Source organism: Microcoleus sp. CAWBG27, assembly GCF_020883145.1.
Taxonomy (GTDB): Bacteria; Cyanobacteriota; Cyanobacteriia; order Cyanobacteriales; family Microcoleaceae; genus Microcoleus.
Genome location: NZ_JAHREU010000001.1, coordinates 257,177 through 270,886, shown reverse-complemented (window position 1 = coordinate 270,886; position 13,710 = coordinate 257,177). Strand labels below are relative to the sequence as shown.

10 protein-coding genes and 1 pseudogene are annotated in these 13,710 nt (G+C 45.2%); 6 read left to right on the top strand and 5 right to left on the bottom strand.

The annotated features are described in order from the left end of the window. Nucleotides 1–581 precede the first annotated feature (581 nt). The gene (locus QZ938_RS01065; RefSeq protein WP_293346535.1) at nucleotides 582–728 is read left to right on the top strand and encodes a hypothetical protein; all 147 of its coding nucleotides are present in this window, start codon (nucleotides 582–584) and stop codon (nucleotides 726–728) included. Between the two features lie 213 nt (nucleotides 729–941). Here QZ938_RS01065 and holA read toward each other — a convergent pair whose 3' ends face one another. Further along, complete coding sequence (gene holA / locus QZ938_RS01060) at nucleotides 942–1,919, bottom strand: DNA polymerase III subunit delta (RefSeq protein WP_293148573.1); 978 nt, start codon at nucleotides 1,917–1,919, stop codon at nucleotides 942–944. A gap of 163 nt (nucleotides 1,920–2,082) precedes the next feature. Between holA and QZ938_RS01055 the strand changes: the two are divergent. Beyond that, a pseudogene (locus tag QZ938_RS01055) lies at nucleotides 2,083–2,353 on the top strand (RNA-guided endonuclease TnpB family protein); the annotation flags it as partial. A gap of 114 nt (nucleotides 2,354–2,467) precedes the next feature. Next, nucleotides 2,468–3,208: a DUF1868 domain-containing protein gene (locus tag QZ938_RS01050; RefSeq protein ID WP_293346919.1), complete on the top strand. Its 741-nt coding sequence runs from the start codon at nucleotides 2,468–2,470 to the stop codon at nucleotides 3,206–3,208. Nucleotides 3,209–3,298: 90 nt separating this feature from the next. Here the strand turns inward: QZ938_RS01050 and QZ938_RS01045 are convergent, their stop codons facing one another. From QZ938_RS01045 to QZ938_RS01030, 4 genes are all read right to left on the bottom strand, one after another. Continuing rightward, complete coding sequence (locus tag QZ938_RS01045) at nucleotides 3,299–4,423, bottom strand: cellulase family glycosylhydrolase (protein WP_293346538.1); 1,125 nt, start codon at nucleotides 4,421–4,423, stop codon at nucleotides 3,299–3,301. Continuing rightward, a complete protein-coding gene (locus QZ938_RS01040) occupies nucleotides 4,413–4,577 on the bottom strand; it encodes a hypothetical protein (protein WP_293148569.1) in 165 nt (54 codons plus the stop codon). Before QZ938_RS01040 ends, QZ938_RS01045 begins: the two co-directional genes overlap by 11 nt. 147 nt (nucleotides 4,578–4,724) lie before the next feature. Beyond that, nucleotides 4,725–5,126, bottom strand: a complete 402-nt coding sequence (locus tag QZ938_RS01035) for a DUF6006 family protein (protein WP_293363048.1) — start codon at nucleotides 5,124–5,126, stop codon at nucleotides 4,725–4,727. Between the two features lie 553 nt (nucleotides 5,127–5,679). Beyond that, entirely contained in the window at nucleotides 5,680–6,798 is a 1,119-nt protein-coding gene (locus QZ938_RS01030; protein WP_293346541.1) for a hypothetical protein, read from the bottom strand. A gap of 235 nt (nucleotides 6,799–7,033) precedes the next feature. On the opposite strand from QZ938_RS01030, the gene QZ938_RS01025 reads away from it, so the two are divergent. From QZ938_RS01025 to cbiE, 3 genes are all read left to right on the top strand, one after another. Continuing rightward, on the top strand, nucleotides 7,034–8,359 hold the full coding sequence (locus QZ938_RS01025) for an AAA-like domain-containing protein (RefSeq protein ID WP_293346544.1): 1,326 nt from the start codon (nucleotides 7,034–7,036) through the stop codon (nucleotides 8,357–8,359). A gap of 29 nt (nucleotides 8,360–8,388) precedes the next feature. Beyond that, entirely contained in the window at nucleotides 8,389–11,910 is a 3,522-nt protein-coding gene (locus QZ938_RS01020; protein ID WP_293346546.1) for an AAA-like domain-containing protein, read from the top strand. A 113-nt stretch (nucleotides 11,911–12,023) separates the two neighbouring features. Further along, nucleotides 12,024–13,337, top strand: coding sequence for a precorrin-6y C5,15-methyltransferase (decarboxylating) subunit CbiE (gene cbiE, locus QZ938_RS01015; protein WP_293156151.1), 1,314 nt, complete (start codon nucleotides 12,024–12,026; stop codon nucleotides 13,335–13,337). The last annotated feature ends 373 nt before the right edge of the window (nucleotides 13,338–13,710 follow it).

Here is a 13,710-nt window from a genome sequence, read left to right as displayed (position 1 = left end):
TATTTATTTACCGAAAAATTGGGGTAGGAACCCCGTCCCGATCAGACGGCTTTCATAAAAATACTCGGTAAGTGGGAAACGAGCGAGTCTTTAGATCTGAGAGGAAAACGACTCGGCGGTTTCAACCGCCTTGAATCCCCTTGCGGGGTAGAGGGGTATGGTTGCCCCTCTGCGGAGATATGGTTGTCTCCAAGCCCTTACGGGTAATGTTAGGCAACGCCCAAGGTTATGAGAGCTTGAGAGACCTGCAACACTGTTGAGCGTGACTTTCAAACTGTTTAATTGCAGATGACAGAGCAAGGAACTAGCGAGAGCATTCGCTTGGTGTCGTGACTCAAATAACGTAGTCAGTTAAGACGCTTGGCCCGTCAGTATAGCTTGCTCAATTACTCTTACAAGCTCAGTGGCGTTGACTCCCTGAGTTACTGACGATAGAATCATAGATTGTTGATTCGTGAGATGTAAAAATCCGGTCTCAACTCTATAGTCCAAAAAAATCTTATAGGTTGGGGCATCAACCTATGGGCCAGGCAACATCAGACAAGCTGTGCTTGAAGAAAGCTGTTTGAATCCAGAATCCCATGCCTTTATGGTGGGGAGTATGTCAACACATTAACTTCTACTGTGGCATTCTGAGAGTATTTCTCGTAGTTATTGAGCTTTTTGTGCGCGATCGCACATCTAAAGATATATCCGATCGCGGACTTTGTTCTAAAAATTTACAGTAAGATATTGTCCGATCGATTAACGGCAGTAAAATTCGATCGCACGTGTGGAATACGAGTCCGCACTCTGGCTGCGGGCTTAAGCCCGCACTACAAACCGGCGAGTCCGCACTCTGGCTGCGGGCTTAAGCCCGCACTACAAACCGTTAAACCGTTGTTGTTATGGTAATCGACCGGACATGATATAATCCGCCAATTTTGCTGCGCGGTCTCTCGTCAGCGAAACAAGCTAGAAAGTTCTATTACTTTGGTTTGCAGGGTTGAGACTTCTTCCCGGCCCCGCTTTAAAGAAGCTTCTAACTCTAGCAGCAAAGGCAAACTTTTTTGCAGTTTTTCTAAGCTGGCGTTCTTGACTTCTTGGCGAAAGTAGTATACTCGTTTCGGATTGCCGAGGTCTAGAGCTTGAGCAATTTTATCATCGCGATCGCCCGCTTGGATCATCGCCTTCACCCACAGCCAAATCCGAAATTTACCAGTCAAGCCCGCCACAATCCTCAAACCAGGCTCGCTCTGAGCCGTTAAGCCCGCCAATAACTCTAAAGCACCGGAGGTATTGCCGGCGCGTATCGCATCGGCTAGCTGAAAGGTATTCTGGGCGTGACAGTGCACCAGTGCGGCGACTTCCTCGGGGTTGAGAGGTTGACTGCGATTGCCGGCAAACAGCAGCAATTTTTCGAGTTCGCTGTATAGCTGGCGCGTATCGCTACCGATGGATTCGGCCAAAAGTTCGATCGCGGTGGCGGTCAATTTAACATTCATTTCCCCGGCAACTTGGCGCACCCGCTGGGCTAACTCTTTTTCATTCCAAGGCGGAATCGGTGAAAATTCTCGAAATTCGACGGACTTGGCGATTAACTTGGTAGATTTGAGCCGGCTGTCGGGTTTTTTGACGGATGTCAGCAGCAATACGGTACTGGGGGGTATGACTGGCAGAGTGCGTTCCAATTGGGCTAAAAGTTCCGCAGAACACTGCTGCGTTACAGTAGTATTTGCGAGCCAGACAAAACGGCTGCCGGTGCCGAAGGGTGGCGTTAAAGCTCGATCGAGTCCTTCAACCACAGCGTCGGGTCGATCGGCAACAATCTTGTCATAGTTAAAACTAGCCCAGTTGGGGTCGAGGACTGAGGAGCGCAAACTTGTGACTGCTTGCGCGATCGCAAAGTCGTCTTCCCCCCAAAACAGGTAAATTGGCATATTTCAAGTTCAGCAGGCCAAAAAATCAGATTTGCACGATCCCGAAGTCCAACATATCCTGAATCAGACTGTTGATACAAAGTAAATGATTTTCTAGAAAATTCTTGAATAATTAGGTAAAAGCTGGTAGTGTAGATTGAGAAAAAAAAATGCTTTAGCGATTAAAACAGCTAAGACCATGGTCACTTAGAGTCATTATCATTTCCAGCAAATGTTGAAGCATCAAGCTGCTGTTAAATATGGCAGTTTTGTAGTAGGCATAACGGAAGAATACACATCAAAAACCCGTTCAAAGTGTGGACAGAAATTCAAATGGCGCTTTCAATATCTTGTTGAAAGCTTTGAGAGATACCTCCTTGACAGGAGAGCTTGCAGCTTTTTCTGTATTGCCATACACGGTAGTATCAGGCTTAGTCCTGGATTTGCCGGGTTAAATGTATCTGTTGGAAGCCCGCACGATAATATAAAATTTGGTGTGGCAGTATTTCACCGCGAGGAAATCAAGATTGGATGATACTTATCAAGCTTACGTAAATCGGGTGGCGCGAATGACGCTGCTGGACTCCTACAAGTCCCAGGTGGAACACATTCAGGAATCTCCAAAATTTAAACCTGATGAAGTCGGTCACAGAACTCCTGTACCTTTTCCGGGTTATTCGGTGATTACGCCACCTGCGGGAGAAGATGCAGACAATACTGCACTTTATACTAATTTACACTCGGTCCAACAACGGCTATTGCAGGAAATCGCGGACGGTGCGATCGTAGCACTGCCTCCTGATAGCTTCCATTTAACCGTGGCCGATCTGATTTGGAGCAGCGCTTTTCAAGATGCCTCCCAGAAAAATCCAGAATTTGAGGGGCAACTGCGCGATCGCATGAAAGATGGTTTTGCGGCCTGCAAACCCTTGGCGGGCGGCTCTCCCATACGCTGGACGGTGCTGGGGTTGATGGTGATGACTAGAGCTGTAGGTGTGTGTTTGGCACCGACGGACGAAAACTCTTACAAGCAAATTCTGGAGTTTCGTCGATCGATCTATCAAAATCCCGATTTAATTGCTTTGGGAATTGAACAGCAATATCATTTTACGGCACACATTACTCTGGCTTATTTTGGGGACACCGGGCCGAACCTAAACCGCGCTCATTTTTCTGCCCTGATGGCTGAGTTAAACGACCAATGGCTCGACACGCCCCAGGATTTGTGGGTGCACAAAGCCGAACTGCGGAAGTTTGACGACATGACTAGCTACGTGCGGCAACCAGACTGGCCTGTTTTTGAGTTTTGAGCCGATCGTCAAATATTTAGTGTTGGGCATTTGGCAGCATAAAAATCAAATATGCTGTCAATTGTCTAATACTTGTCGGTTAACTATTAACTATTCAAAAGCAGTGGAGCGCCGAGCAGTCGCCTTCAAGCCGTAGATAGGATTATTTACCAGATCTTTGCCGTAGGGCGTAAGACCTGAGAAATTCCCGTCCCGAGTCATTTCCCTGCGATCGCAACCATCCTTCCACCAACACCAAGCCAGCCAACCAATTTCCTGCTCTTTTAGCACCTTCAAAAGCGCTTGATAGGTAAAATTATTCTGGGGTGAATGATTTTCCTTACGGCCATCGATATCGTAGTAGCAGTATGCGGTTTTTCCCGCGATCGATTCATCTTGTTTGTTGGCGATTTCACCAAAGACGATCGGTAAATTAGCTTTGATGACTGCATTAAGATGCGACATTCCATCATAACCAGCCCAATAAGCGTGTCCGCTAAACAAAAGATAGCGATTTGGATCGCTATCGATTAATTCCCGACCTATCTTGGCGAACACTTCGATCGAACTACCGCAATCAGGTGCATCAATTGCGATCGGAACTTGCAAGTGTTGTCGAATCCTAGCAATTGCATTTTTATATGAGGTTTTATACGCCTCCAATGCTGCCACAGAATTGCTCGCCCAACGATAGACACCCAATTCGTTAGCAGGATTAACAATCAGATACCGCTGATGTTTTTTCAATACAGCCAAAACAGGTTCGGAAGTCCACCAAGGAATCAACTGGGTGTTGAGGAGGGTGGTATCGGGCTGACAGGTTAAGTCAAACAACCCCAGGATCGGAATAATTTTGTTCGCCTTGCATTTGGCGAGAAAATTATCCAAGTTTTGCAGCGAATAGGCAGGGCGAGTCAGTTGACCGTAATCCTTGTACCATTGGATTCTGACAGCATTGGCTCCTGTTTTTTCCAATTCTGCCAGTCGATCGCTTTGAGGAAAATTCCAGTCATCCAGGAGGGGTAGGTTAATTCCTCGCAGGACTATCTTCTGCCCGCTTGAATCAAAAAGATAGCGTCCCTTTGTATAAAGTGTATTCTTGGTTTGCGAAGGCTGCCTAGCGGGTTGGGCTAAAACGACGGGGCGATCGCCAAACATAACTGCACTTCCTATTGCAGCAATTAAACCGACACCTGCCTTCAAAAATTGACGGCGGCAAAGCTCATCAGACATCATGTTTTCTCCATAAATAGAACTTCGAGTAATTTGAGATGTAGCTGGCGATCGCCCGATCGACAAAAACAATTGGGCTTGTGAGATCGATCGGGAAAACTAACCTAATTAAAATCGGCGATCGCACTAAATGTTTGAAGGTTAGACCTAACCTCATTTCTTGCTTTTTTATAGAAAGCGAAGAAAAGAAACGAGACTGTACTAAGTAAGTCCACTTAATTAAAACCAAGATCTCCTTCTCTCAAAAGCTTACTGGCTGGCTTTTCTTCCTTCTTCCGACTTCCCTCGGACTTCTTCCTTCTACTTATTTCCAGCATGAAAGCGGATATCGCTTACCGTTCCACGTCGTCCAACCCGTGGTTCTATTGCCTGTGGGTTTAGGCAAATACCATTGATTGCCATCAGCATGGCGGAAGTACAATCCGCCTCGATCGGCCTGACGCGGATTTGTCAGCGGCACCCAGCGAGCTCCATTGTCAGAAAAACTGCCATTCCAACGCACGCCAGAAGTGCTGCTACAGATGTTACCGTTACAGGTGGTTTGGCTATCATCAACCACATTCCATCTCATCCGGGCCGATCGCCCGTCGATATTGCAATTCCAATCGCCGCCCCACCAGCCGACGGCTTGGCTAGCGATAGTCGAACTGGAAACGGCAAGGGATAAAGCAATGCCGCAGGATATCGTAATTAGTGAACGTTGCATTATAGTCGTCATAGAATTATTCCTCATGTTGGGAACCTCTCTTTTGACTCTTTATTTATTACTCAGCAGTCTGCACCAGATTTTTTATAAACTTGATTGTGGGTAAACAGGCAAAGAAGCAATGTTATATGCTGCCATGTCGATCGCTCCATAAAGTGTCGGGTAGATGTTTTATACGGTATGAGAACTTAGGCAGTTATGGGTCGGCAATCTGTGTTCCATGAGATTCTTCAACTCAACGCTTAAGTTAACCGGACAGTTAATGAATTGATTTTTGATATGCACCTTAAATTTTGGAACTCTGATTGATTTGCTTCCCTTTACAAGAAAGTTCGGCGCTATCGAAAATAATTCTATTTAACCCGTTGAATTCTCTGATTTACATCAGTCTGAAAGGGGCCGGTTTTCTCATCATTGATACAGTCCGCCTTGTTCAATTGAGAATTTTCCTCTTTACTCTTAAGCTCAATAGCGAAATCCAACAAAACCATCGATTTTTGATGTTGGGTTTCCTTGCGTCAACCCAACATACATCTGCTGTGACAGTTGTAAACTACTTCACAAATTGCCAAGAATAATCGATACGATATAACCCTCCATAATCCTTAAAGTAACATGAATACTGCGGGCTAATCGTGCTGCCATTCCAACGTGCGTCAAACGATGGAATCATCGCACCAACCGTAGCAGGTGGAAACAAATCATCTTCCCACCAATCTTTAAACAGTTGAAATAATGCCTTAAGACCCTCGTTTACTACGACAGTAACAGCCTTTCCGAGCAATTCTGAAAGCGATCCGCCTTCATTAGCCTTACGAGCTATAGCAGCAACAACCTCCCTTTTAATTTTGTCGTAAATAGTTTGAACCATGTCTGGCAAACCACCATTATCAACCTCAGATAAGATAAATGTGCATTGACAAAGCTTCGGGAACCCCAGAAAGTGGTTTGGATTCCAGAGATCGTAGAAGGCGTAATACCAATTTCCGAAGTAGACTTCTTCTCCATCATCAAAATCATTAGAGATTACTTGAGGCCCTAATTTACTCGTTGCACCACTGGGTTGTGTGATTACTGCTGCAAGCTCGATTTCATCATCACCACCTCCAGAAGTTTCTACCAGACATTTGACACGGTGAATGCGGAGAGCAATCTTATCAAACTCCGGACGCATACGTATGAATATATCCTCATTGACTTCACCAAAAAATTTGATTTTTTTCCGAAAGATCTTCCCATGCTTCAGAAATAAATCCGATGCACTTTCAAAAATTGGTTCTGGTTGCTTGAGTTTGTCAATAACACCCGCTGCAGAAAGATTTGAATACTTTCCTTCTCGAAGAAGATCCAAATTTTCTATTGCCGACTTAACATTGTTAATCGCAATTTTTTTCTTGAGATCGCTTAGTGCTGATAATCGCTTTGACAGTAGCATCTCAAGACTACCTTCATGAAATTCTCCTAATGGAAATGTTCCAGGATCTGCAAAATTTGCTGTAACTTTGAGAAAGGTTAACTCGATTGCATTTACAATTTCTTGAGCAAGTGGTAACAACTCTGGTACTTGTTCTTGCAAAATCGATCGGCTGTCGCTGTAAGTATCGACTTGTTCGCATTTCTGTTCGCAACTGTGCATAATTTTTAGTTTTTTTGTGTTGTCTGTTATTGGCACTCATTTGTGCTTCATGTTTATATATTTACAGATCGCAAGTCGATACGACCACTGGTAAACTTCTGGAGTTTACTATCAAAAAAATCAGGAAAAGGGGAGATAGTAAACAGGAAAAGTTCAGGATTGCAAATTACATTTAAATCAAAAAGTCTGGAAAAGTCAGGTGCAGCAACCCCATTGATTCACCCGTTAATTCGTGATATAATCAAAGGTATTCATCTTGCTACTCTAAGCCATGAATGCTGAAACAGAACTGTCTTGGGAACAAACCCAAAATCTCGTTAATACACTGGTATTAAAACATACTGAAAAACACCTCAGTGATGTTGAGATAGAGGTGCTTCGAGGCGCGTGGGAAGGTAAAAGTTATGGAAAGATTGCCGAACAGTTATTTCTGACTGAGAACTACATCAGTGGAGACGTGGGATATCGCTTGTGGAAAAAACTGTCAGCAGCATTAGGCGAAGAAGTAACAAAGAAGAACTTCCGACAAGCACTCAAGCGAGAATGGCAAAAAACTGCGTCAACACCAACATCGAATTGCACGGCCCTAGAATTTCCAGAAGGATTTTTAGCACCGGATTCTCCTTTTTATGTCGAACGTCCTCCGATCGAATCTGACTGTTACAAGGAGATTTTGAAGCCCGGTTCTCTGATTCGGATCAGAGGACCTAGAAAAATGGGGAAAACCTCTTTACTCAATCGAGTGTTGGCTTATGCGACTCAACAAAATTATCAAGTTGTTCGCATGAACCTGCGAAAAGCTGAAAAAACAGTCTTTACAAGCTTAAATAAATTTTTACGATGGTTTTGTTTGAATGTGAGTCGAGAACTCAAGCTAGAACCAAAGCTTGATGACTACTGGGATGAAGAAATTGGTAGTAAGGTAAGCTGTACTGGATACTTTGAAACCCATTTATTAGAACAGTTAGAGACGGATTTAGTCCTCAGCTTAGACGAAATTGATACAGTTTTTAACTATCCCGATATTGCTGAAGATTTTTTAGCTTTGCTGCGAGAATGGCATGAAGAAGCCACACTCCAAGAAAGTTGGCGAAAACTTCGATTAGTCATCGCTCACTCAACAGAAGTATATATCTCCTTAAATATCCATCAATCTCCATTTAATGTTGGGCTACCCCTGAGATTGCCGCCATTTAATCAACAGCAAGTCCAGACGCTAGCTCAGTTACATGGCTTAACTTGGACTGTTGAAACGACCCAATCGTTAACGGCGATGATTGGAGGGCATCCCTATCTGATTCGACTGGCCTTGTATCACCTTGCTCGTCAGGATATGACACTTCAGCAATTGCTGCAAGATGCTCCAACCCATGCTGGAGTTTATAGCGACCATTTGCGGTGTTGTTTAGGCAATTTAAAACAGCAACCAGAATTAGCATTCGCCTTGAAACAAGTCGTGACTGCACAAAGTCCTATTCAGTTAGAATCCCTAACTGTCTATCAGTTGGATAGCATGGGACTCGTGCATCTTAACGGCAACCAAGTAACACCAAGTTGCGAGTTATATCGTCAGTATTTCAGTACCAATCTTGTTTGAGGGTTGAATCTTCTAATCCGAATAAAATAATGAATACAACCTACAACGAAAATTATGAATACAAAGTGGGAGGAAGCTTACCGCCAAATGCACTCTGTTATGTAACGCGGCAGGCAGATCGGGAATTATTGGAGGCATTGGCAGCGGGTGAATTTTGCTATGTATTTAACTCTCGGCAGATGGGGAAGTCGAGCTTAAAAGCAAGAACTATGCAACTGCTAGAGGCGAAGAAAATTGCTTGTGCGGCGGTGGATGTGACCAAGCTGGGTGCTAAGCAAGTGACGGCTGACCAATGGTATAAAGGGTTAGTTGTGGAATTGGTCAGAGTTTTCAAGCTTTCAGGAACGTTTGATTTGAAGACTTGGAGAAAAGAACAAGCGGAACTTTCTGCAATCCAACAACTCAGTCTATTTATTGAAGATGTTCTATTGGTCAAAGTTGCTAGTCCTAGAGTCTGTATTTTTTTAGAAGAAATTGATAACGTCAAGAGCTTAAATTTTTCAACGGACGATCTATTTGCTTTAATTCGCGCTTGCTACGAGCAACGATCGCACAATTCCATCTATAATCGCTTGACCTTTTGTCTGTTGGGAGTTGCCACACCATCCGACTTGATGGTTGACAAGCAAATAACTCCCTTTAATATTGGTCGATCGATCGATTTGACCGGATTTAAGTTGGCAGAAGCTAAGTCACCATTAACTCAGGGATTAGTCGGAAAAGTAGCGAATCCAACAGCCGTTTTACAAGAAATTTTAGATTGGACGGGCGGACAACCGTTTCTAACTCAAAAGTTATGTAAATTGGTAGCAGAACAAGCCGAAAATTGCAAGCCGAATATTGAGCAATTGGTGCAACAATATATTGTTGAAAATTGGGAATCTCAGGATAACCCACCGCATCTGAGGACAATCCGCGATCGCATTCGTGGCAGCGGACAGCGTAGAGGTAGATTACTCGGGCTATACCAGCAAATTTTACAATTCAACGCAATTCCTGTAGAAGACAGTCCCGATCGCCTGGAGCTGCAATTATCAGGATTGGTGGTCAAGCAACGAGACAAACTCTGCGTTTATAACCGCATTTATGCGACGGTGTTTAACTTGGCTTGGGTTCAACAAGAATCCACTAGCCTCCGTCCTGATTTTTATGCCACTGCTTTATCGGGTTGGTTGGCAGCTAACGGACAAGAAGAATCATGGCTGTTGCGGGGACAGGTATTGCGGCAATCCCTAGAGTGGGCAGAGGATAAAAGCCTCAGCGATGAAGATTATCACTTTTTGTCAGCAAGTCGAGCTTTAGAACAACGCGATTTGCAACAAAAACTTGAGACAGAAGCCGAAGCTTCTAAAATCCTGGCAGAGGCGAATGAAGTCTTGTCGGATGCGAATCAAGTCCTGCAACAAGCAAACCGCAAAGCAAATCGACGCATCCGATTAGGGAGTGTCATCCTAATTGTGGCTTTGTTGAGTGCGATCGCAGCAGGATTATTGGCTAGAGAAATGCTCCAAACTGCACAACAAGAGAGAATAAAATCCTTCAGCCTAGCTTCCACAGCCTCACTGAATGCTAATCAGGAACTGGATGCTTTACTCGCCGCCTTGAAAGCCGCCACTCAGTTGAATGTTGCACCTCGGGTAGATACTAAAACTAGATCGTCCGTCCAATTGGCATTGCAGCGAGTCATGTTCCAAATTAGGGAACGCAATCGTTTAGAAGGACACAACGATAAAGTCAGAAGCGTAGACTTTAGTCCAGATGGTAAAACCCTGGCAACAGCAAGTGATGATAACACCGTTAGGTTATGGAGTGTGGATGGACGAGAACTCCAACGGTTGTCGGGACAAAATCAACTTTTTAGAAATGTAAAGTTTAGCCCGGATGGTAAACAGATTGCAGCCATCAGTGCCGACAAAAAGGTCAAGCTATGGACTGTGGATGGCAAAGAATTGATGACCTTTCCTGGTGGCGATGAAGAGAGTTTTATGGCTGACCTTTGTTTCAGTCCTAACGGTCAAGTAATTGTTGCATCTGGTGCGAATCATACAGTCAAACTTTGGCAAATCGACGGACAAGAAGTTAAAACTCTCACAGGACACAAGTATGATGTGTGGAGTCTCAATTGCAGTCCGGACGCTCAAAAGATTGTCTCCGCAGATTTGGGAGGAACGGTGAAGCTTTGGAACATGGATGGGCAAGAGATTGAAAGTTTCCAGGCAAATTCGCAATCGATTTTTGGTGTTAGTTTTAGTCCCGACGGTCAGTTAATTGCCACCGCAGGTGGAGATACACGGGTCAAATTGTGGAATTTAGAAGGAAAAGAAATTAGGACGATCGGCAAACACAATAATTTTGCCATTGGGGTGCGTTTCAGTCCAGACGGTCAAACCATTGCTTCGACAAGTGCCGATGCGACTGTCAAATTGTGGAACTTAGAAGGAAGAGAACTCAAAACGTTCAAAGGGCACCATACTGGAGTTTTTGCAGTTAGTTTTAGCCCCGACGGTCAGTCTATTGCTACTGCTGGAGGGGATGATACGGTAAGGTTGTGGAATCTGAGCAACCAAAACCATCAGATATTACACGGACATACCGATTCTCTATGGAGTGTGAGCGTTAGTCCCAATGACAAAATCATTGCCACAGCCGGAGACGATCGGACAATTCGACTGTGGAATTGGCAGGGGAAAGCACTAGCCATAATTAATGCTAAAAGCAATCAAGAATGGAACCGCATCGGGAGTCTGAGTTTTAGTCCAGATGGTAGGGCGATCGCGGCGGCTGGTTACGACAAAACTATCAAACTTTGGAATATCAACGGTCAACTACTGAAAACATTCAACGGACACAGCAAAGAAGTCACTGATGTGGGTTTTAGTCCCGATGGTCAAACCCTGGCAACTGCCAGTTACGATCGCACCATCAAACTGTGGCAGATTGGCAATGGAGAAGTAAAAACGCTCAGGGCAAATGCAGGTAAAGTTTGGAGTGTGAGTTTCAGCCGTGATGGTAAGTTTCTTGCCTCCGGTCATCACGATGGTACGATCGAACTTTGGAACCTTCAGGGACAACACCTGAAAACGTTTCACGGACACAACAACCATGTTGTGCGTGTGCGGTTTAGTCCCGATGGCAAAACAATTGCTTCGGCAAGTCATGACAGAACCATTAAACTTTGGACGCTAGAGGGTCGTGCATTGAAAACATTGAGCGGACATTCTGCTGGTATAACAGGACTCAGCTTCAGTCCTGACGGTAAAACCCTTGCTTCTAGCAGTGCTGAGGGCAGAATTCGGTTGTGGAATATCGAGACAGGGCAAGAGATTCAAACAATCCAAGGGCGCGGCTATCCTTTCTGGAATATTGAATTCAGTTCGGATGGTAAAACTCTTGTTACTGTTAGCGATGATGCCAAAGTAGAGCTTTGGAATGCCGAAACGTTGCTATTAAAGCAGCTAATTCCAGAAGGTTGCGACTGGATGGAGGATTACCTTCATCACAATGTTAGAGTAGACCGGGGCGATCGGCAGATTTGCGATCGCATCCCATAAAGGGCGATCGTACCGTCCAAACGCAGAATATCGCTGGGCAGTTGCTTTCAATCCATAATTATGATTATTGACAAAAAATCAGTAATTCTGGTTTTTTACTTTTTAATGCAAAAGTGACTGTACACGTTGTTGGTATTGGTTTAGATGGAGCTGCTGGGCTGAGCGAATCGGCGCGGCAGGTTGTAGAAATGGCCGCTCTGCTCATCGGGAGCGATCGCCATTTGAGCTATTTTCCCCAGCAATCCTGCGAGCGCTGGGCGTTGGAAGATTTAACCGAAGCAATTCTGGAAATTAGGCGTTGGTTGGCCGCAGATGCGAATTTAGAGCCAGATGCAGGGACTTTTTCGCCCCCCTCCACCCCCTCGCATCAACTGATTGTAATTTTAGTAGCCGGAGACCCGCTCTTCCACGGCTGGGGAAAGTTGCTCATTTCCCAACTGCCGCCGGATAAATTGACTTTTCACCCCCATGTAAGCTGCGTGCAGTTGGCCTTTAACCGCTTGCACATCCCTTGGCAGGATGCTCATTTTGTGGGTTCCCAAGGACGTTTTTTTGAGGAACTGACGGCCAAACTCAAGCTGGGTGTTGAGAAAATTGCGGTACTCGCAGACGAAACTCGCACTCCGGCGGCCATAGCAAGTTTGGTGAAAGCTCTGGATTTGCCCACACGCTACCAGTTTTGGGTTGGCGAAAATTTGGGTTCCGCCGAAGAGCGCGTGGGTTACAGGTCTCTGGAAGCTTTATTGGGAGAGGATTTTGCACTTCTGAGCGTGGTGGTGATGCTGCGGCAGTCCCCGCCGACAGAAGCTTTGGATTTGGGAAAGTTGCCTTTGTTGGGTATTCCCGATGCAGCTTTTATCGGTTGTGGCGACAGGCCTGGTTTGACGGTGGAACGGGAAGTGCGGGTGTTGGTACTGGCACAATTGGCTTTGCAACCCGAACAAGTTGTCTGGGATGTAGGTGCTGGTAACGGTTCTGTGTCGATCGAGATTGCTCGTTTATTCCCGCAGTCCGAAGTATACGCGATCGAACAAACGGTTTCTGGTACTTCTGCGATCGAACTCAATTGTCGCCGTTTTGAGTTACAAAATGTGTTTTCGATTCACGGAACCGCCCCGGAAATCTTGCACCGCTTGCGTCCGCCGCACCGGATTTTTATCGGGGGTAGCGGTGGAGGGTTGACTAAAATTTTGGGCGTTTGCGCTCTGCGGCTGCTCGCTGGAGGGTCGATCGTCCTAGCTTTGGATGTTTTTGAGGATATTGCTACTGTTTTAAGCTGGATTGGCGATCGGGTGCGCCGGGAACCCCACTGGAGTTACCGCATCGTGCAGGTGCAGTTGTCGCGTTCTGTGTCTGGGGGCAGTTTGACTCGTTTTGATGCGTTGAATCCAATTTCGATTGTGACGATCGATCGACATTTGAATTAATTCTAGAATTTTAACCGCAGATGAACGCAGAGAAATCGCTTGGCGTTGCTGATTTACGGTATGAAAGGCTAAATAGGTCTGTCATAGAAACCAGTATCCACAAAGGTTTTGGATTTTAAACTTATTTTTTTCATACCATGATTAAGCAACGCCATCGCTTTAATATCTTAACCTTTTCATTACTCCAATCCTCGGACTTCCAGGTAGAGGTCGCCCTCATCTGTCAACTGTCAACTTTCATAGGGCGGGCACGGGGGCACCGCCCCTACAACTATCAACTGTCAACTGTCAACTGAATGAACCGAGCAGTCTAATTGGACTTTAGTCCGAACGATCGCACCAATAATGCTGATTTTTTCGGACATGATATGAT